The sequence below is a fragment of the Methanobrevibacter sp. TLL-48-HuF1 genome, assembly GCF_023617305.1.
GTDB lineage: Archaea > Methanobacteriota > Methanobacteria > Methanobacteriales > Methanobacteriaceae > Methanocatella > Methanocatella intestini.
Window position 1 is genome coordinate 968,135 of record NZ_CP081485.1, and the last position, 22,030, is coordinate 990,164.

General features: G+C 29.9%; 18 protein-coding genes. 1 reads left to right on the forward strand and 17 read right to left on the reverse strand.

Annotated elements, in window-relative coordinates:
• Positions 1-131 precede the first annotated feature (131 nt).
• Together K4897_RS04650 and K4897_RS04655 are read right to left on the reverse strand one after the other, a co-directional pair.
• Complete coding sequence (locus tag K4897_RS04650) at positions 132-2,120, reverse strand: CoB--CoM heterodisulfide reductase iron-sulfur subunit A family protein (RefSeq protein ID WP_019265221.1); 1,989 nt, start codon at positions 2,118-2,120, stop codon at positions 132-134.
• 527 nt (positions 2,121-2,647) lie between these two features.
• Positions 2,648-3,553: an AEC family transporter gene (locus K4897_RS04655; protein WP_019265220.1), complete on the reverse strand. Its 906-nt coding sequence runs from the start codon at positions 3,551-3,553 to the stop codon at positions 2,648-2,650.
• 101 nt (positions 3,554-3,654) lie between these two features.
• On the opposite strand from K4897_RS04655, the gene K4897_RS04660 reads away from it, so the two are divergent.
• Positions 3,655-3,810 carry a zinc-ribbon domain-containing protein gene (locus K4897_RS04660; protein WP_019265219.1) on the forward strand — a complete coding sequence of 52 codons (156 nt, stop codon included), beginning with the start codon at positions 3,655-3,657 and terminating at the stop codon, positions 3,808-3,810.
• Positions 3,811-3,847: 37 nt separating this feature from the next.
• On the opposite strand, the gene radA is transcribed toward K4897_RS04660, so the two are convergent.
• The 15 genes from radA to K4897_RS04735 all read right to left on the reverse strand — a co-directional run bounded on the left by radA (position 3,848) and on the right by K4897_RS04735 (position 22,026).
• Positions 3,848-4,783, reverse strand: coding sequence for a DNA repair and recombination protein RadA (radA, locus tag K4897_RS04665; RefSeq protein ID WP_019265218.1), 936 nt, complete (start codon positions 4,781-4,783; stop codon positions 3,848-3,850).
• Between the two features lie 30 nt (positions 4,784-4,813).
• The gene (locus K4897_RS04670; RefSeq protein WP_250416940.1) at positions 4,814-7,195 is read right to left on the reverse strand and encodes an OB-fold nucleic acid binding domain-containing protein; all 2,382 of its coding nucleotides are present in this window, start codon (positions 7,193-7,195) and stop codon (positions 4,814-4,816) included.
• Positions 7,196-7,348: 153 nt separating this feature from the next.
• Complete coding sequence (locus tag K4897_RS04675; RefSeq protein WP_019265216.1) at positions 7,349-8,752, reverse strand: undecaprenyl-phosphate glucose phosphotransferase; 1,404 nt, start codon at positions 8,750-8,752, stop codon at positions 7,349-7,351.
• A 48-nt stretch (positions 8,753-8,800) separates the two neighbouring features.
• A complete protein-coding gene (locus K4897_RS04680; RefSeq protein ID WP_250415635.1) occupies positions 8,801-9,658 on the reverse strand; it encodes a glycosyltransferase family 2 protein in 858 nt (285 codons plus the stop codon).
• Positions 9,659-9,673: 15 nt separating this feature from the next.
• Entirely contained in the window at positions 9,674-10,639 is a 966-nt protein-coding gene (locus K4897_RS04685) for a glycosyltransferase family 2 protein (protein ID WP_250415636.1), read from the reverse strand.
• Between the two features lie 5 nt (positions 10,640-10,644).
• A complete protein-coding gene (locus K4897_RS04690; RefSeq protein ID WP_250415637.1) occupies positions 10,645-11,607 on the reverse strand; it encodes a glycosyltransferase family A protein in 963 nt (320 codons plus the stop codon).
• On the reverse strand, positions 11,600-12,694 hold the full coding sequence (locus K4897_RS04695; RefSeq protein WP_019265212.1) for a CDP-glycerol--glycerophosphate glycerophosphotransferase: 1,095 nt from the start codon (positions 12,692-12,694) through the stop codon (positions 11,600-11,602). Before K4897_RS04695 ends, K4897_RS04690 begins: the two co-directional genes overlap by 8 nt.
• Before the next feature lie 2 nt (positions 12,695-12,696).
• On the reverse strand, positions 12,697-14,457 hold the full coding sequence (locus K4897_RS04700) for an ABC transporter ATP-binding protein (RefSeq protein ID WP_019265211.1): 1,761 nt from the start codon (positions 14,455-14,457) through the stop codon (positions 12,697-12,699).
• Between the two features lie 14 nt (positions 14,458-14,471).
• Entirely contained in the window at positions 14,472-15,257 is a 786-nt protein-coding gene (locus tag K4897_RS04705) for an ABC transporter permease (RefSeq protein WP_019265210.1), read from the reverse strand.
• 132 nt (positions 15,258-15,389) lie between these two features.
• A complete protein-coding gene (locus K4897_RS04710) occupies positions 15,390-16,424 on the reverse strand; it encodes a glycosyltransferase (protein WP_250415638.1) in 1,035 nt (344 codons plus the stop codon).
• Between the two features lies 1 nt (position 16,425).
• Positions 16,426-17,472 (reverse strand): glycosyltransferase, encoded by a 1,047-nt coding sequence (locus tag K4897_RS04715; RefSeq protein WP_250415639.1) that lies wholly within the window; start codon positions 17,470-17,472, stop codon positions 16,426-16,428.
• Entirely contained in the window at positions 17,462-18,970 is a 1,509-nt protein-coding gene (locus K4897_RS04720) for a glycosyltransferase (protein WP_250415640.1), read from the reverse strand. Before K4897_RS04720 ends, K4897_RS04715 begins: the two co-directional genes overlap by 11 nt.
• Positions 18,967-20,568, reverse strand: coding sequence for a glycosyltransferase family 2 protein (locus K4897_RS04725; RefSeq protein ID WP_019265206.1), 1,602 nt, complete (start codon positions 20,566-20,568; stop codon positions 18,967-18,969). The genes K4897_RS04720 and K4897_RS04725 overlap by 4 nt, the downstream gene beginning before the upstream one ends.
• Positions 20,561-21,601 carry a glycosyltransferase domain-containing protein gene (locus K4897_RS04730; protein WP_019266888.1) on the reverse strand — a complete coding sequence of 347 codons (1,041 nt, stop codon included), beginning with the start codon at positions 21,599-21,601 and terminating at the stop codon, positions 20,561-20,563. Before K4897_RS04730 ends, K4897_RS04725 begins: the two co-directional genes overlap by 8 nt.
• Before the next feature lie 146 nt (positions 21,602-21,747).
• Entirely contained in the window at positions 21,748-22,026 is a 279-nt protein-coding gene (locus K4897_RS04735; protein WP_019265204.1) for a hypothetical protein, read from the reverse strand.
• Positions 22,027-22,030 lie beyond the last annotated feature (4 nt).

Sequence of the window (22,030 nt, forward strand, 5' to 3'; positions counted from 1 at the left end):
TAATTATAATATAATTCAAATGTCAATAATCCACTTACCAACATCTAATTAAGGAAGTAAAATAAGTTATTAAGTGTTAAAAATAGTTTAAAATTTTAAAAAAAAAGAATTGGAGATAAAAATCTCCGCATCTATTTACCTACGTCTTCAAGAGCAGCACTGATTTGTGCCATAATTTGATCGGTTTTGAAGTGTTGTTGATCCATAGCTCCAGATGGACATGCACCTACACAGGTACCGCATCCTTTACATAATGCAGCGTTAATTTCTGCGTGAGCAGCATTGTCATCTCCAACAATGGAAATAGCACCATATGGACATAATTCAACACAAACTTCACAAGCACCACAAACTACATCGTCAGTACGTGCAATAATAGGTTCGATTTCTACTTGACCTTTAGCCATTGGGATAGCTGCCCTGGATGCTGCAGCTGAACCTTGTGCTACAGAGTCAGGAATATCTTTAGGACCTTGTGCTACACCAGCAATGTAAACACCATCAGTTAAGGTGTCAACAGGCCTGAGTTTAGGGTGAGCTTCCATATAGAATCCGTCGGAAGATTTGGAAACACCTAAAGTTTGTCTGAGTTCTTCTGAACCTTCAGGATGTTCAAGACCAACACTTAAAACAACTAAGTCGTAAGTGTATTCAGTTACTTTACCAAGTAAAGTATCTTCTGCTCTGATAGTTAAAGTTAAATCATCGTTTTCGAAGATTTGAGCAGGTTTACCTCTGATAAATTCAATACCATATTTTTCTTGAGAGGTTTTGTAGAACTCTTCGTATCCTTTACCAAATGCACGAATATCCATGTAGTAACAGGTTACTTCGGTATCTGGTTCGTGGTCAATACATAATTGAGCGTTTTTCATGGAGTACATACAACATACTCTGGAACAATATGGTTTACCGATTTGTTCATCCCTAGAACCGACACAGTGGATGAATGCAACACGTTCAGGTTCTTTACCATCAGATGGTTTTACAACGTGTCCACCAGTAGGACCAGATGCGTTAATCATCCTTTCAATTTCCATACCAGTAATTACATTGGAGAAACGTCCGTATCCATATTGGTAAATACCTGATGGGTCAAATGGATCGTAACCAGTAGCTGCGATAATAGTACCAACATCTAATTTAATTTCAGATGGTTGTTGATTGTGGTCAATAGCTCCACGTTCACAAGCTTGGTCACATAACATACATTCAATACAGTAATCTTTATCAATTGTTGCACATAATGGTACAGCTTGAGGGAATGGAATGTAAGCAGCTTTTACCATACCTACACCTTCATCGTAGTAGTTAGGTATTTCAATTGGACAAGCTTCTACACAAGATCCACATCCGGTACAATCTTCTTCGATTACGTATCTTGCTTTTTTACCTACAGTTACATGGAAGTTACCAATGTATCCGTCCACTTGTTTAACTTCTGCATAGGTAATTAATTCGATGTTTTCATGTTTGGAAACGTCTACCATTTTTGGTGCTAAAATACACATTGAACAGTCAAGAGTTGGGAAAGTTTTATCTAATTGTCCCATCCTACCTCCAATAGTAGGGTGTCTTTCGACCATGTAAGTTTTAAAGCCCATGTCACCTAAATCTAAAGCAGTTTGAATACCACATACTCCACCACCGATAACTAATGCTTTGTTATCTACTGCTACTTTAGTAGCTTCTAATGGTTCGAGTAATCTTGCTTTAGCAACAGCCATACGAGTTAAGTCTTTAGCTTTTTCAGTTGCTGCTTCAGGTTCAGCCATGTGTACCCAAGAGTCTTGTTCCCTTAAGTTTGCGAATTCAAATAAGAATTTGTTTAAACCAGCTTCTTCTACACATCTACGGAAAGTAGGTTCGTGAAGACGAGGAGAACATGCAGCTACAACAACCCTGTTAAGGTTGTGTTCTTTAATATCTTCTTGGATCATTAATTGACCTGGGTCAGAACACATGTATTTGTAGTCTTTTGCAACTACAACATCAGGCAAATTACCTGCGTATTCTGCGACATCCGGACAGTCTACAACTCCACCAACGTTTACACCACAGTGACAGACGTAAACACCAATCCTTAATTCTTCATTATTATCTCTTTTTTCTTCTGCCATATTTAATTCACCTTGTACAAGTCGTGAAAATAATCTAATTATATTAATAAAAATTTAATGCAAAAAAAAATTATTATAATTTTTAGAAATTAATTAGATATTAAATATGTAGTAAACCCACATTAATAAAGATTTCTATAGAAATTAGTGAGTAAAGTTTATATATAATAAAAAAATAAAAACTTTAAACCCATTGGTTAAGCTAAAAAGCTGTTAAAAATAGGTTTCTAAAAGCTAAAAAATAATAAAAATTATTCTTTAAGAAAAATAATAAATTTAGGCGAAGTTAAATTTTGAAATTTTGGGGCTCATAACAGCAATATCAACATATGCAGAGCCACTAATGAAATCAATAGCATTTACTAAAATATCAGCTGCAGGTTAATCCTAGCTAACAAAAGAATATAAACTTAAAATATCGATACCCCATTTACTTAAAAAATCAATTCCTTTAAGAAAATATTCAGTACCAATCATTGAAAAAAATAAAAGAATAGAACAGAAAAAAACTGTTCAAAAATCAACATTTACAAAAATGTCATTATGATTGGTAATGTTATTAATGAAATAACCGTATTTATTAAAATACAATCTGAAGTTAATTCATAATCTAATTTATAAGTAATAGCCAGTAATAAAGACAACATACCAGAAGGCATAGCTGCCTCAATAATTCCTACATCATGTTGTAAACCAGTAAGTCCTAATAATGATACAACAATCAAAGCAATTAACGGAAATACACCTAATTTAATAATTGAAGTAAAAATAACCATTGCTTTACTTCTAGCAAGGCCACCAAGCTCAATTGATAAACCAAGTGAAATCATAATTAAAGGAATAGCACCATCAGCAAGATAATTAACTGTTTTATCTAAAACCGGACCAATAGGAATATTTAATAAATTAAATGAAATACCTAAAACAACAGCCCATAACGGCGGGAACAGTAAAATTTCCCTAAATGCCCTTTTAACAGTTCCTCCAAACTTAAGAACAAGGACAAATGACAATAATAAGAACATACATGTTGTAGCTAAATCACAAAATATAGCTCTTAAAAATCCCGGATGACCATAAACACCTAAATTGACAGGATATCCCATGAAAGCTGTATTAGCTATCATTACAGTTACTAAAACGCTCCAAATTTTTTTATCATCATAATGAAGTCTTTTAAGAATAATATAAGCTATAACTCCTGAACCAATTGATGCTGTTAAAATAACAAATGGTAAAATTCCTAAAGTAGGTAACAGACTCATATCTGCAGAATAAAGTGCAGAAAAAATCATACAAGGCATAAGGATATACATTACAATCTTATTTAAGGGATCAATATCCTTTTCACTTAAAAAATCTATTCTTTTAAGAAAATAACCTAAACCAATCATTAAAACAATAGATATAATTGTAATTTCAATTGCATTCATATTAATACCTCGAAGTATAATTATTGAATTATGATATTTATAAATATTTCTTATAACTAAAACAAAAAATAGTTATGTAAATTCAAAAGGAGGATTGCGAAATGTTGAGAATATGTCCAAAATGTGGAGAAGAAGTTCCTGAAGAATATAACCTGTGTCCTTATTGCGGAACTGGAATTAGCTTTGCTGAATTCAGCGATGATTATGAATCAAATGATGACGTAGATTATGAAACCTATACAGGTTATAGTGACTAATATTTAACTGTAAAAAAAGAGGGGTTGAAAGGTATAATTAATCAACAATACCTTCTGTTTTAATTTTAAATACACATTCACCTTCAGGCAAATGAGGACTGTCTACTAAACGAGCAATTCTTTTACCTGCTAAACCTTTTTTAAGCCAGATTCTATAAGTAGATGCATGTCCTAAAACATGTCCACCAATAGCTTTAGTAGGGCTTCCAAAGAAGGAATCAGGTTTAGCTTGAACTTGGTTTGTTATGAAAACAGCTACATTATAAGTATTAGCTATTTGTTGAAGTGCATGTAAATGCTGATTTAGTTTTTGTTGTCTTACAGCTAAAGATTCCCTTCCAACATATTCTGCTCTGAAATGAGCCATTAAAGAATCAACAATAACTAATTTAATATTATTACCTTGTTGAATAAGTTCATTAATTTTTTCAGCCATTAAGATCTGGTGAGAAGAATTAAATGCACGAGCTACATGAATCTTTTGTAAAACTTCTTCAATATCCAATTCAAAACCATTAGCTATTTGTTCAATCCTTTCTGGACGGAAAGTGTTTTCAGTATCAATAAATACACATTCACCATCAAGTCCACCTTTTTCAGGAGGCAATTGTACAGTAACAGCCAGTTCATGAGAAATTTGACTTTTACCAGAACCAAACTCACCAAATACTTCAGTAATTGATTGAGTTTCAATTCCGCCACCAATCAAATCATTGAAGCCTTCACTTCCAACAGAAATGTGACCTACATCCCTTCTTCTTTCAAGAACATCATACGCTGTTTCAAAGTCTATTTTTTCAGATTTACGAGCTGCTTCAATAACCTTCTCAGCTACACCTTCACCAATTTCTGCTTTAACAGATAATTCTTTAGGGGTTGCAGTAGCTAATCTCATCATATCTGCAAAACCTGCATCTCTTAATTTTTCTGCTGTTTTTTCACCAACACTTGGTAAATCTTCTAATTCCACCATAATAATCATGCCTCATTAATTTGTTTTATTTTAGTAATATTTAGATAAAATTCTTTTAGGATTAAGCCTAATTTCTTCATTATAATCATCAAAACTAACATTAGTAATAACTTCAACAGTTAAACCGTTTAAATCATCTATTCTACCTTCCATAGGTCCTAAATCGGAACCATCATCAGTAAGATTAATTATTTCTTCTTTTTTCATGTCAAGAAGTTCTTCAGCCAGGTTATCAAAGAAAGTAATTGAAATTTCGCCAGTGTCATCTTCAAGTCTTGCCGGAATCATTAAAAGATATTTAGGTTCATCTACAGCTTCTCCGCAGAATTCACAGACAAAATCCTCTGATGACTGATTTACAGTATTTCCACAGTTAGGACATTTTGTAATTAATATTTTATTGCCAAATACTTCTTTAAGAGTACCAGTTATACGAACGTTTCTGTCATCATCTTCTAAAGCCTCAATGGTTTTAGGAACATAAATTGATTCTTTTAATTCATCATAAGTTGGCAAATCATTAATCTCTGATTCATCAGGTTCAAGAATAGAAGTGGATCTTGATACATTAATTTCCAAACTGTCATTTCTAAATGAAATTTGAGGATCCTGGAACTTAATAGCGTCTCCAACATTCCAATCTTTTTTAGCATATTCATTCCATAAAGTAACATTGATAGAACCAGAATTATCAGCTATTTCTAAAGATTTAACATATCCTTTAGTTCCATCATCTCTATCAAATTCACGAGTATTGCTTGCATCAATTATTCTACCCATAACAATAAGATTTTCATCATCTTCTTCAACATCAGATATTGATTTATGAGTATAAATCATTGCTTCAATAGTTTTAAATGACGGTAAGAATCTTGCTTGGTCACTGTCTTCAGGCAATTCCATTACGCGTGCAGAAGTTCCAATGTTTAATTCGACTTCATACATTCCCAATCTAACCTTTGCATTTTCAATTTTGTATGCTCCGCCAGGTTTGTATTCCTGTTTAGCTTTCTGATCCCAAAATGTTAAATTAACACGTCCTTCACCGTCAGAAAATTTAGCTGAACGTGCATATCCTACACTGCCATCATCTCTTTGAAACTCGTTTATTTCTCCAATAGCAAACATTCTTCCTATAACATCGACTTCAATTCCGTCTTCATCATATTCTTCAACTTCACTAAGTCTTTTAATTTGAGAAACTTTCTGTTTGATTTCATTAAAGATATCCAATTCCTCATCAGACAGGTTTTCAGGATTTATTGAAATTTGAGTGTTGAAATTTGTATTAAGTGAATATCCACTGTCAGTATAATCATCAAAACGAGCATCAGCACCTATAATCTTGACAATGTCTCCTTTAGTTAACAAAATATCTGTATCATGTCCCCATATGGTAGTTCTAATAGAACCTGTATCATCTGTAACATCAAAGTTTCTTAATTTACCTTCAGAGCCATCAGATTTTCTTGTGAATGTTCTGACATCTTGCAATTTAGAAATAACTCCCTTAATAGCTATATTACTTTGCTCTGTAATATTTCCAATTTTAATAAATTCCTGACTGAATTCGGGAACATCAAAATCTCCTTTGATTATCCTACCGTCCCAATGAGTTAATGACAATTCCCCGTTTCTTTCTCTTACCTGTGCACTTAAGATTTTTACAGAATCTCCGGCATCCAAACCTAATTCCTCAATCAAATCAACATTTTTATTCCACAAGGTATAAGATATTTCACCAGTTGCATCTTTTAGCTCAAGAGAAGCGACTTTTCCTTCTTTTCCATCTTTTTCATAAGTTCTTGGAGTTGGAATTCTTATAATTCTAGCAATAATATTTGCTTTTGTATCGGGAACAAGGTCTTCAATATCAGTTATATTCTCCTCGTATGTCGGGAATTTTGATAAATCTGCTTCTTTAAAATGAGTTATAGTTGATCTAGGTCTTAAATTAGCTTCATTATCTCCCCTATAACCCTCTTTTATATCAACATCAGTAATTTTAACAATGTTTCCTTCTTTAAAGTTTTTAAGAAGTTTAATATTTTCTGTCCATAACACTACTCTAATTTCACCAGTGTTATCCTTTAATTCCATATTACAGACTTGTCCAGATTTACCTTTACGGGTTTTAAAAGATTTCGGATTTGAGATACTGTTAATCATTCCAACAATAGCTGGTTGGGATCCAGGTTCCAAATCACCAATATCCAAAATTTCACCATTGGATTTTTGGTCATCTTTACTGGCTCCAAGTATATTGTTTACCACCTGTTCAGCAGCATAATAATCATCCACAAAACCTAAATCTTCGTTTTCTTTAGAAATATCATTTATTTTTGCTTGAAATTCTTCCATCGTCAATTTATCTTTGACTTGTTCATATAATTCTAAAATTTCATTATCCATACCAAACCCCTCGTTAGAAAGTTAATTATTATTTTAAATTAAAATGTATATAAACTATTAGAGACAGCATTTGAAAAGTAATTTTTAAAATAATTATTAAAAAAATAGAATATAAATTTTAATAAACTACACTGAAGTGCAAATGTGTAAAATCTAATATGCATTAGGATTTCTCTTTACAGCTGTTTTAATCATTATAGCTAAGTCCAAACCCATATGCCAGTTTTCTACATACTCAATATCAAATTCTATACGTTTTTTAATAGAAGTATTACCTCTGCATCCATGAATTTGAGCCCATCCAGTTAACCCTGGCTTAACCTGATGTTTAACCATGTATTTTGGAATTTTTTCTTTAAATTCTTCAACAAAATACGGCCTTTCAGGTCTGGGACCAACAACACTCATATCTCCTTTTAAAACATTAAAAAATTGAGGCAATTCATCAATGCTTGTTTTTCTGATAAAATTACCTACTTTAGTTTTTCTTGGGTCATCCTTTGTTGTCCATTCTGATTTTTCTTCGTTAGGATTTTGGACTTTCATACTTCTGAACTTATACATCATGAATGGTTCTCCATGATAACCGATTCTTTCCTGTTTAAATATAATCGGTCCTTTAGAAGTCAGTTTAATAGCTATTGCAGTAATCAGCATAATTGGAGATGTAATTATGATAGCTATAACAGATATTATGTAATCAGATAAGGATTTTAAAAAATTATTAAATGCATCATCTAACGGAACATAACGTATATTGATAATCGGAATATCTTCAATCATGTCTACTGATGGCTGTGCCGGGAAATACCTTATATAATCTGGAATAATCTCTGCTTTAATTCCTACCTTTTCACAGCTTTCCACAAGCTCGTTGATTTTAAAATAATACTTTAACGGAATAGCTAATACAACCCTATCAAAATTATTTTTCTCAAGAACTTCATCTAAATCTTTAAAAGCGCCTATGATTTTGCTTCCTTCAATTTCCAAACCTACATGATTACTTTTACCTAAAAATCCGCTAACAGCAAAACCTAAATATGGATTATTTCTAATTCTACGTGCAAAAGTATAAGCTAAATCATTATCCCCAACAATAAGAATATGCTTTAAGTTCTTGTTATTAGATCTGATTTCTTTTAAGAAGCTCCTAATAACAAATCTTTCAATTATTCCAAAAACAGTAGCTATAATAGCTAAAAGGAATAGCATGATTCTTGAAAAGTTAGGTTCGTTAACAATAAATAAAATAGCAACTAAAACAAAGAATGCAACAATATTAACTTTTATAAGTTGAGTTGCTTCTGAAAAAATTGTTTTGTGAGTTCTGTAGGGTTTATAAAGACCAAAAGAAAAGTACAATATTAAGTATGTTGGTATTACAGCAAATGTTAAAAAAATAACATAGCTTTGTAAACCTAAATGACCTCCAATCGGACCAAATAAAGTGGTTTTAAAACGTAACCACCATGCACAGAAAAGAGCTATAGTTACAACTAATGCATCCGTTAAAACCATAACTACATTTAATACTCTCTGATTCTGCTTAATCATTTTATCACAAAAATAGATTTAAGTATATCTTTAAATTTCTTATAATATTTAATTTTTCTTTTTAAAGAAATTTAGAATCAATTTTAAAATGCATAAACAAGCAATTCCCAAATAAACAATCAGATTAACAAAAAATGAAGTGTTGTTTGCATGGTGTTTTTTATAATAAATATACATTGCCCTATAAAATTCATATAGCAATTTAGATTTTTGTTTTTTACTGCTTGCTCCTTTAAAATGAGTTATTTTAGCCTTGCCAAAGTAAACTATCTTCCAATTGTCCTGTTTAATCCTATAACATAAATCAATGTCTTCACCATACATGAAAAATGTTTCATCCAGTAATCCAACGGAATCCAGACATTTTTTACGAAGAAAAATAAATGCTCCAGTTAAGCAGTCAATTTCATAAATTCCATCATCAGGCAGATTATCCAAATTATAATTATCCTCTTTGCTGTTTGTTGGAATGTGAAATAATCTGTAAAATGAATTTTTAACATTTGGAAAAGACCTTTTACATGCCTTATCCAGAGTTCCATCAGCTAAAAGAACTCTGCAGCCACATGCCCCCACAAAAGGATTATTTTCCATGAAACTATAAATTTTTTCCAATGTATTTTCCCAAACAATAGTATCTGAATTTAATAAAAGAATGTATTGTCCACTAGCTATCTTTAAACCCTGATTATTACCTGCTGCAAACCCATTATTTTCTTTTGAAGAAATAAATTTAACTGAATCTTTAAAATAATTTTTTAAATTACTTAAACTATCATCAGCTGATGCATTATCAACTACAATTATTTCATAGCTAAAAGGATACTCATATTTTAATATGGAATTTATAGTATTCCTTGTCAGGTCAAATGTCTGATAATTTACAATTACAATTGAAAGATCCATAATTCTCAACTAATTTTATTTTTTTAAAAATTTAAAAGTGTTAACAATTAATTTCCATTCTATTTTAAAGTAGTTTCCGGTATTTTTTCTGTTAAATTTAACTTTATCAATTTTATTTCTTGTTTTTAAACCTTCTTTAAGGCCTTCCAAATATGTTTTGCCAAATCCTTTTTTAACAAAGAACAAATATTTAATTAAAAATCCTAAAAAGAGGAATATAAAATTTAAAATCTTTTGAGGGACTGGAAAATTCTTATAAACCGTCCACACATTGTTTCTTGCAGCCAGCTTAACTTTAAATTTATTATACCTGCTTCCGCTTGTTGCACTTCCAATATGATAAACTACAGAATCAGGACAGAACAGGTTTTTATAGCCATTGATTTTCGCTCTGTAGCTTAAATCAACATCTTCCATATATGCAAAGAAATTTTCATCAAAAAGACCTATTTTATTTAAAATAGCCTTATTATACATAGCTGCTCCGGCACAGCTGGAAAATATTTCATATATTTCATCATAATTTTCTGCAGGCTGATTTTCACCTGTTTTTTTAGTCCATGCCAGAATATTGTATTCATCTCCGGCATCATCTATCAAAGTTTTATTGTCAAATTTAACCATTTTAGAAGCAACTGAAAAAATATCCTCATCTGAAGAAATTAAATCCATTAATGACTTAACAGCTCCTTTTTCAACTTCAGTATCATTATTTAGAGAAAATATATAATCATAATTAGATTTTAAAATACCCTGATTTACTGCTTTTGCAAATCCTAAATTTTCAACATTTCTAATCATAATAACCGGGAAATCTAAATTTTTTGAGTAATCTTTTATAAATTCAATACTCCCATCAGTTGATCCGTTATCTACTAAAATAACTTCACCGACTGAATCTTTATTCCTGTTTAAAGAATCGAAGTATGTTTTTAGAAATTTTTTCCCATTATAATTTGGTGTTACTACAGAAGCTTTCATAATAATCAGATAGTATTTTTAAATTTTTTCCACATTTTATAATATAATTTTGGATTTAATAAAAATAGCTTTATTTTAAACTTAAATTTAGAATCTCCTTTGAAGCGGGACAATTTTGAAAATAAATCCAAATCCTCCATTTTAGAAATTACTTCATCAAAATCATAATTATGGTAGAAAAAATAATTCATATTTCCAAAAATGGCTCTGGGAATCCTGCTTGTAATTACCAGATTTGCCAGTTCATTCTGCCCACGGGATTTATAAAATTCTGAAAGCTTTTCTAAGGTTTCAATGAAATTAAATCTATTAAGACCTGCCTTACTTGTAGCTGAATCTTTTCTTTGAATGTAGAGGTAAGTTATTTCTTCACCAATAGCTACACTTTTCCCATAGCTTAATGCTTTAAGGGCAAATTCAGTATCTTCACCATAAACGGCTTTCGAGTCAAATTTCAAACTGTTATCTTTAATCAAATCCGCTTTATACATCAGCTGACAAAAACTAAATTCCGGAATCATCATCTGAAGTTCCATTTTAATCAAATCATGAGCAGATAGCGGAAGTTCCGGATAATTAATTGAATTGACTGCTGATTTTACACCTTCTTTTGCCATTTGAGTTAATGTGAAATCTGTTTTTCCATTATACAATTCAGACAGGTGATTTGTTAAGATGTAGTCATCACTATCAACAAATACCAAATAATCTCCTCTTGAAACTTCAATTCCATGATTTCTAGCTACACTTACACCGGAATTTCTTTGATGAACCAGCTTATATGGAATATCAGCTTTACTTAATAATTCCTGTGCAATATCTAAACTATTGTCAGTTGATCCGTCATCTACAACGATTATTTCATAAGTTTCACTAAATTCCTGATTTATTATAGAAGATATGGAAGTTTGTATATATTCCTCATCATTATACACTGGAACAATTACACTTACTTTAATATTATCCATTTTTGCCACCATCATTTAATAAGAAATCAACTACTCTTTTAGATGCTTCACCATCAATTGAATTAAATTGTGTTTTTCTAAACTCGGAAATTTTATTTTTATCAAAATCATTATTTTTAACTTCAGCTATCAGCTCATCAGTTGTATAGACAACTGGACCTGGAACATTTTTTTTAAAATCAAAGTAAAATCCCCTGTCTTTAGACATGTATGTATCATAATCATAAGTGAAAAATATTATAGGTTTATTCAACAAGGCAAATTCAATCATTATTGATGAATAGTCACTTATTAAAATATCAGAAATTAACAGCAGCTCCTGTTCATTTTTAAAATCACTGCAATCAACATATTTCTGATTAACTTCAATTTTATCTTTAAAAAACTTTTTAATCTTAGGATGGAGCCTTAAAACTAAAATATACTCCTCACCTAACTCTTTATTGAATTTTTCCAAATCCAAAAAGTTAAAAACATTATTATCTTCAGGATTGTCCCTAAATGTAGGTGCATAAAGAACTATTTTTTTATTTTCAGCTATCGGGTATTTGAAATTGAAATTTGACCTTAATTTGTCCAAGTCATGATTTTTAAAGTAATAATCTGCTCTTGGAAGACCTAAAGACTTAATTTTAGATTTATTTATTTGGAATGCTTCACTATAATAATCTTCAATATCCTCTGAAGAGGTAATCAAATAATCTATATTCTGACTAATCTCAGCTAAAATATTTCTAGATTTAACATCACTTGATGCACCAAATTTTTTAAAAGCTCCTGGAGCATGCCATAGCTGAATTACCTTTGTATCCTTTTTAAAGTTCATAAAAGCTAATGGAAAAAAATTATCATTCAGAAATACATATTTGGAAGTGGCTAATTTTTTAAAAGCCAAAAAAGATAATTTGTCTTTATAAAAAAAGTTAAACTGGAAATCTCCTCTTTTTTCAAATTCCTGTTTAATACAATCCAAATTTCCTTTAAATGATTCAGCAGAATCTAAAATAAAAGATATCTGCTTATCATTAATTGAAAACTTTGTAAATAAATTGAAGAGTTTTCCATAAATTTTATGTTTAAGATACATACTTATACAAGCTCTAAATCTTTAATTTCATCTGCAGATGCTTTTTTAGCTGCTTCAATATATGCATCACAGACATAATCAACATTACCATCCATTATAAGCTTACCTTTATCTAACCAAATAGCTCTGGTACATAATTCCCTTATTTTGGCAGTTGAATGTGATACTAAAAGAACAGTAACTCCTGACCCCATCATAGATTTAAGTTTGTCTCCACTTTTCTTTTGGAACTTTACATCCCCAACAGATAAAATTTCATCTAAAATTAATATATCAGGTTCAACAACAGTAGCTACTGAAAAACCGAGTTTAGCAACCATACCTGAGGAATAATTCTTAATTGGAATTTCCATAAAGTCACCAAGTTCTGAAAACTCAACAATTTCATCATATTTGCTTAATAGAAACTCTTTGGAATAACCTAATATTGCTCCATTTAAAAATACGTTTTCTCTTCCACTGTAATTATGGTCAAAACCTGCACCAAGTTCCAATAATGGAGCTATCTTTCCGGCAGTGTATATTTTACCTTTAGTCGGTTTAAATACACCGGACAATACTTTTAAAAGAGTACTTTTACCTGCACCATTAAATCCTATAATTCCTACCCTTTCACCTTTGTTAATAGTAAATGATAAATCATTAAGTGCTTTGAAATTTGTTTTAGGTTTAAGTTCCCTTTTAACCCATTTAATACAATACTCTTTTAGATTATCCACTTTTTCTTGAGGCATATCAAATTCCATAGATACACTGTCAACATCAATAGCTACTTCCTGATTTAATCTTTGAAATTCTTCATTATCTTCTAATTCAGAAGCCCAAACTCCGGAAGTTTCATCAAACATATTGACCGGACTTTCAAATCCTTCAGGATGAACTTCAACATAAAAATTAGGAGTTGCACCATAATTTTTAGTATAGGCATTTATATGAGTAAATCCTTCACAGGTAGCTTTAAGAATTAATCTTAATCCAGACATTCCTTTTCCACGTGCTGAAGGAGTCCAAATATAATTTGTTTCATCAAATATATCTTCAGCTACCTCCACATCTTTTTCAGATAACTTATTAACTTTCCTAGGTTTGAAATAATATTTTACAAGTTCAAAACCTTCAGGAATGTTGATTTTAACTTCCTGAGGTTCTTTTGAAATACCATTTACATTTCTAAAGTAAATAGAATATCTTAATTCTTCACCTACAGCTATTTTTATAGGTTTTTCCTTTGTTGGGAAATAATTGTTAGTTTCACCGGAAGTTATAAGATATCTTTTAACCTCAAAAACTAATTTGACACGAATATAATCAAAATAAAGTAATCCGTCATTTTCACTGGTGTTTTTAGGAAATTCTACTTTAATGGCGAAATTATTATTAATATCCTTACCTTCTATGTCATCAACAATTATTTTTACAGACCTGTCTGCAGGATAAACATCTGCATGAACAAAAGATTCTTTTTCAAATTCACTGTCTCCTATAACTGCTTTAATCATAGGAGGATCCATTTTAATAGGATTTTCAGAAGAATCTTTATGAAAATCATGCTCTACAATAACTTCTGATACTCTGGCATCATCAGGAATATTAAAATCAAAATGACTTGTACACATAACCTGAGGAGCTTCATTTGATTCAACTACTGTAGAAGCTAATTCATCCCAATCATCGATTTTAACATTATCTAAATCATTCCATTCAGATTTACTGGAATTTTCTTCTTGAGTAATAACTTTTGGATATCTTACTTGAATAGTCAAACTAAAAAACCTCCCTATATATTAAGTACAAATTTATCCTGATATTTGAAGAATATGTAAACACCAATGATAAGTGAAATTATTGAAGTTACAACCAAAAACAGGAATGGCCAGGTATCTGGGAAAGTCCCGCCAAGTATAATGTTTCTGAAACACTCAACAGCTGAATATAAAGGATTTAATTTATATGCAAATAGGTACTGTTGAGGAATAATATCTATCGGATAGAACAAAGGAGTCATAAATGATAAAAGCATTACAAGAACTCCGTATAAATATTTAATATCTGTAAAGAATGTTGTAGCTGTTGCAAGGATTAAACCTACCCCCATTGTTAAAACCAATAAGAAAAACAATGGAATTGGTGAATATATTAATGCAAAATGGAATGGAGCGCCAGTAACTATCATCACAGCAACCAATACCACCAGAGAGATTAAAAAGTTAATAAATTCTGAACAGACAATTCCTACTGCAAACATGTATTTAGGAACATAAATCTTTTTAATAATCTCAGAATTTGCCTTAATGGAATCCATGGCTCCAGTAGTAGCATTAGCAAATAAATCAAATACTAATTTACCACTTAACAAATAAACTGGGAAATTCTCAATAGTATTTGCAAATATTAAAGAGAAAACCATTGTTAAAACAATCATAGATAATAATGGATTTAAAAAACTCCAAAATAAACCTAAAGTAGAATCCTTATATTTTCCGCTTATATCCCTTTTAATTAATTCGGTAAGCAGAAAAGTATACTTATTAAAATTTTGTACATACACATTGTTTTCAAACATGAACAAGAACTCTCTAAAATAAATTTTTTTAAACTGTTAGTTATTTTTAATAAAAGAATTATAAAAAGATTGCTTATCCGAAGATTATTTAGTCTTATTATCTCCACACATTAAACACATATCTTTAATGGATTATCCCAATCCAAAAAAAGACTTGATTTTATCTTTCCTGGCTCTTGATTTTTTAATTTTAGTTATTTTTCTGACTGTTTCATCATAATCCCCTGCTAAAATAGGTTTAGTCAAAGGTGAATAAATTCTTTCATCAAAATCCGAAGTTATATTTACTTGTTTTCTAAGTAATGGATTAATAGCTGCTACTAACTCTCTTTTTTCAGTATCGGAAATATCACTAGCTACCAAACTTGTTAACCAATAAACAAAATGTCTTTTAAAGATATTTGAGAAGAATTCCTCATTATTTAGTTTATTTAACAAGTTATCTATCTCAAAATAACCATCAACCATGCTGGCCAAGTATTTTTTATTTCTAATATGAATTGTAGATTTATTTCCGTCAGCATCACGTATACTATAATTATAGCTATAAAAATCATCCAGATAAACTGTTCTTTTAGATTTAAGAAGTGCATAAACATAAACATACAAGTCTTCAGCAAGCATTCCTTCTAAAAATCTAATATTGTTTTCAGTCAGGAAGTCTTTTTTAAATAATTTTGTCCAGATACTCGGAGCAATATCAAATAACCGTAAATCCTCTCTAAAACTGTTTACAGCAATATTTTCCCTATTGAAAACTGTTTTTTCTTTAACAGATTCATTTTCATAAACTTTATAGAAGTTAGTAATTAAAAAATCAGCATTTTCTTTGGTTATTTCATTATACATTACTTCAAAAGCATTTTCTACATAGCTATCATCATGATCAGCAAAGATAACATACTCACCCCTGGCCAAATCCAAACCCCTATTTCTGCCGGTTCCGGGAAACCCTGAATTTTCATCTAAAAATACAGCCAAAACATTAGAATACATTTCATCAAAATTATGCAACAACTCCAAAGTATAACTGTCAGTTGAAGCATCATCAACAAAAATAACCTCAATATCCTCAAAACCTAAACTCTGAGACATGATAGAGTCTAAAAACTCATTTAAAAAATCACCAGAATTATAAGTAGCTACTACAACTGAAATTTTATACATTCTATCTTCTCAATTTGTTTTTTAATCTTGAAAGAAAACTTCTGTTATTTATGTTTTCCTGAGTTTTTTCTAATTTGTTTGCCTCAGCAACAGCCTCATCAAAGTCCTTAGTTAAAATATTGTTAACCAGATTATTATACCTTTTTTTAAAGTAGGGATCTTGTGTATAATACATTTTAAAAATATCATATGACTTTGCAAACAGCTCTTTTTTATCGCTGGAGTCCAATTCACTTAATACAATTGTATATAACCATGATGTTAAATGTTGTCTAAATATTTCTTTACCATAACCTGTTTTATTTTCATTTTCAAGCATTTTAGCTATTTCATAATATCCATTTAACATTGCTTCAATGTATTTTCTGTTTCTGATATGGATTGTTGATTTGTTTCCTTCAACATCACGAATTTTGTAGTTGTAGCTATAGAAATCATTAAGATAAATTATTCCATTTGCTTTTAAGCAGCCTAAAGTAGCTACATAAACATCTTCGCAAAGCATCCCTTCTAAAAACCTGATATTATTTTCAATTAAGAAGTCTTTTCTGAATAATCTTGTCCAAATAGCTGCAGGAATTCTTAAAAGATTTCTGTCTTCACCAATATCTTTAACTTTAACTGTTGGTGTGTCTTTGTATAATGATTTGAATTTAACTGCTTTATCATCAAATATCTGATTAAAATTGGATATCAGCACATCATTATCCCTTATTTTATCATACATTACTTCAAAAGCATTTTCTACATAGCTATCATCATGATCAGCAAAGATAACATACTCACCACTGGCCAAATCCAAACCCCTATTTCTGCCAGCTCCAGGAAACCCTGAATTTTCATCTAAAAATACAGCCAAAACATTAGAATACATTTCATCAAAATTATGCAATAACTCTAAAGTATAAGTATCAGTTGAAGCATCATCAACAAAAATAACCTCAATATCCTCAAAACCTAAACTCTGAGATATGATAGAGTCTAAAAACTCATTTAAAAAATCGCCAGAGTTGTAAGTAGCTACTATTACAGATATTTTATAATTCATCAGCTATTTCTCCATATATCTGATTGTATTCATCAGTCATTTCTTTAAGGCTTTTAAAGCGGATTTTAGATATGCTTTCTACTTTTTTCAGATAATCTGTTTCGTCAATACTTAAAATCTTATCATATATTGCCTGAGGATCTTTATAGTCCACTAACCATCCCCCATTTGTCTTATTAATTCTTTCCTTTAGTGCTCCAAGGTTTGTAGCTATTACTGGAATTCCTGATTTCCAGCTTTCAGTTAATGTATGTGAGAATGTTTCAGGACATGTTGATAAAATAGCTATAAATGAAGGATTAATTTCAGCTATAATCTTGTTAAAATCTCCTCTTTTATATCTTCCATGATTTATTCCATATTTATTTAAATTGGGAATTGCAGTTCCCATAAAATGCAGTTCCAATTCATTGTCTTTATCTAAATTTTTTATTTTTTTGATTAATAAAGATCCCTTATGCTGTGATATGTGACCTGGAAGAGCAATTTTAATTGGTTTTACAGATAATTCAGGTTCAATATCTGATTTTTTAATATCTCTACCATGTTCAATTAACTTAAAATTATTTAAATCCGAATATACATGTTTATAGATTTCAATTACTGAATCAGATGGGACAATATTTAAATAAGCATTTTCAAGTAATTTAAATCCGTGTTTTTGCCAGTCTTTTAAAATATTTTCAAATTTGCAAGTATTGCATTTGAACTCACAGTAACTGTAATTTTCATTGATTAAATGGATCGACGGACAAATATAATAAAAATCATGTATACTTGTAATATAAGGAATTTCTTTTTTATTAGCTATTTCAACCAAATCAAAAGTATGATTGATTAAATGATTAATATGAATGACTTTAATATCTAATTTTGATAGGATTTCTTCGTAAATGTTAGCTAAATTGCTGTCCAAAAATTCATACTCTTTAGGATGATAATTAAAATTAGCTATTTTTTCTAAAGAGGAATCAGATTTCCATAATTCAATGTCTTCACCATCAGAAGTTAAAATAAATGCCTGAAATTTTTTATCCAAACTATTAATAATATCCAGATTAGTAAAACCAGTACCTCCAATAGTTCCTATTTTTTCATGTAGAACAAATAATATATTTACTTTATTTAAATCATTGAAAGTGGATAAATCTTTATTAGCTACTTTAATTTGGCGATTTTCATTAATTCCATATAATGCATAGTGAATTAAGGGATTAATCTCTACATCCCCATAGTGATGTTTATAAAAGACTCCATCAAAATCCTTATTTGGCTTTTTTCCTTCATCAAATCCAAAGAAAATATAATGAAGCAAAGGATCCATCTCAGAAGCTTTAATTTTAGGATATTTATTTAAGTAAAATTCATCATCAAATAATTTATTTTTACGAATTGCATTATATCCTTTAATAATTGCTTTAGCTTCCGTTTTACTGGAGGATTTATGTAAAATATAGCTGGCTGGAATTTTACTCATTAACCTGTTTTTAAAGCTCATAAAAATCCGTCACTTTTCATTAGAATATCTTCCAAGTTATCTAAAAATTCTTTAACAAAATTATCTTTAATTACAAAATTATATTTGGAATCATAATCTTTATTTTCCTCAGATACTACAATGTCATAACCTTTCGGATTATCTTCACCGTTTTGTGAAATAAATACCCGAACAATATCATCTCTGGCTACCATATTTTCCAAATCATAATCCAAAGATAAAGAAAGTAAAATATCTGAAGAATTTCCAATATACAGATTTTTCAAATCAGAAATCAGTTCAACTGTAAAACCTAAGTCATTAAAGTCTTTAGAAATTTTAGATAAAAAATCAGAGTTATCCTGATAATTTTCATCAATTATTGTAATTTTAAGTTTCTTTTGAGTGAAAAATTTTCCATCATGGATTTTATCTAAAAGTAAGTTTTTAGAAAGATAATTTCCCCATTTAGACCAAAATACATTGTAATTATGTTTATCATTATCTGCATAATCTTTAGTTTTAACTCTAGTACTTGATTCATGATGAAAAAGTAAAGCATTAGAAGCTAAAAGGGTTTTATAACCATTTTTATGTAATTTTAATGAAAAATCAACATCTTCAAGTCCATAGATATAATCTTCATCAAGACCTCCCAATTCATCATAGACTTTTTTATCAATTAAATCAACAGCTCCCGTAACAGCAATACATTGAGTATTTTTTGTAAGTGAAGCATCAAAAAGGTCCAAATGAGTATTAGCCTTATTAATTGCATATAAACAGCAAGGATACATCCTTTCTGCAAAAATATCCCCGCTATGTTGAATTTTAAATGACTTTCTCCTGTTATCTTCATAAAATGGAAAAACTAATTTTGCACCTACAGAAGCTACATCTTCATTATTGACAATAGCTCCCACCATCTCATTAAGCCATCCGTAAGTAGGTTCAATATCATTGTTTAAAAGCAATATATATTCTCCATTAACTATTTTAGCAGCATCATTATTCCCTTTTGAAAAGCTGACATTTTCATCATTTTCAATTATTCTAACAGGTAAATCCAGACTTTTTAAATAGCTGACAGATTCATCTGTTGATGCATTATCTACAACAATAATTTCATAATTTGAATAATTAGTTTTCTTATCAAAATCTTTAAATAATCTTTTTAAGTGACCCAAACCATTTCTTGTTAGTATAATAATAGAAACCAAAGGTTCTGTGTCAAATTCATAATTAGTTAAGAAAGCTAAATTCGTTTCACAAATTTCCTCTTTTCTTCTAATTGGATAAGCATATTGAAATATTTTACCTTCATCTTTCCCATGTGCAATATAATGAAGTAGAGGATTTAATTGAGCCCTGTGAACATCAGGATAATTATTATTATAAAAATCCGGATCAAAATCTCTGCTTGGAAGTTTACCTTCCAAATGTCCTTTAACTAAATAATGAGTTAAGCTGTCACCATTAACATCCTCATAAGTTTTAGAATAAAATTTTTCATCAAAAAGCCCTGATTTTTCAATAGCATTATAATATTTGTAATTTTTCATGGCTTTTTTAAAATCAAAATTAGATTTAAGTAAGAAATTAATCAAGTGTTTAGTCATTGTCTCCCCTATTTCGTGCATTACGTAATTTACTAGTTAATTTCCAGGAAGTTGAATTTCTAACTCCTCTGATTTGCCTATCCCAATGATCACGAGCCATGTTTAATGCATTAGCTTCGTCTCTTAGTGCATCAATATCATTGAATAACAAATTAATTTCTTCTTTGGTTAAAGTGTTTTTATCTTTAATATTGCCTTCCAAGGATTTGATTAAATTTCTACTAGTTATATAATCTTCAATTTCAAAATTATGCTGATAATTTCCTTCTTTAGACCAGTATTCATTAACCCAATAATAAACATCAGAAACTGATGGATGAAAATTGTTTTTCCACATAACATAAGGTAGGCTTAATTGATCCTGATTAGTGTAGTTTGCAACTTCCCGCCACCATTGTCTCATTATCGAAATAATTTCCGGATCATTATGTGCTCTAAATAATGCTCCAGTAGCTGGAAGACCATAATGTTCAGGCATTCCTTCAGAACGGTACTTTTCAACCTGTTTAGTCATAGTGTAATTGGAATATCTTGGAAATGGCATTGACATTACTGCCTCATCATAAATACAATCCCTTTCAGGATGAACAACAACGAGCATTTTAGACTTTGCATACTTGTAAATGTATTCTCTAATACTTCCAACTATTTTAAAAGTTCCATCTAACCAAAAACTGTATTTATAATCTGGAAAATATTTATCAGTGAATAATCTGTACTGTTTTGCTTTTCTATTATCATCCAATGTTGATTTTTCCATTTGAACTATTTTCCAAGTATCAGATTCCAAATCAGGATTTTCTGTAAAACAAACATAATCGCAATTTTCATCAATGAACTCGGGTTCTTTTAATTCATCGTAATTTCCAGTGAAAGCTGTATAAATAACTAATCTGTTATCTTTAACATCATCTATTAATTCCTGATTGCTTTCTAAAGTAGGGTCAAATAAATCACTTAAGATAAAACTATCTACTGTTGATTCATATCTCTGTTTAACTACTTCGTAAGGGTCAACATTATTCTCAGTCATAAAAATCAGCAAAACAATTTATTAAAATAACTGATAATAATTTTCATTTTAATATTAATTAAATATATCTAAAAAGCCATTAGCTTAAAAAAGTTTTTAAGACACTTAATGATTAAAAACTTTTTTAAACTAAATTAAAAAAAGTATTAGAAAAATTCTAATATGCCTGGAATTGCTCCAACCATAGATTGAATACCTAAAATAAAGATAGCAAGACCACCAATAAAGTTAATATGCCTAGCATATTTAATAGCAAATTTGGTTCCAAATGTACCTATTAAAAGCCAAATAATTACACAAATTAAACTTAATCCACCTAATATAAATGGATCAACATGTGCTGTTGCACCTTGTGCAGATAAGATTAAATTTTCAATGTTACCAAAAATTAATAATCCCATAAATTGTTTAAATTCATTTGCCATATTC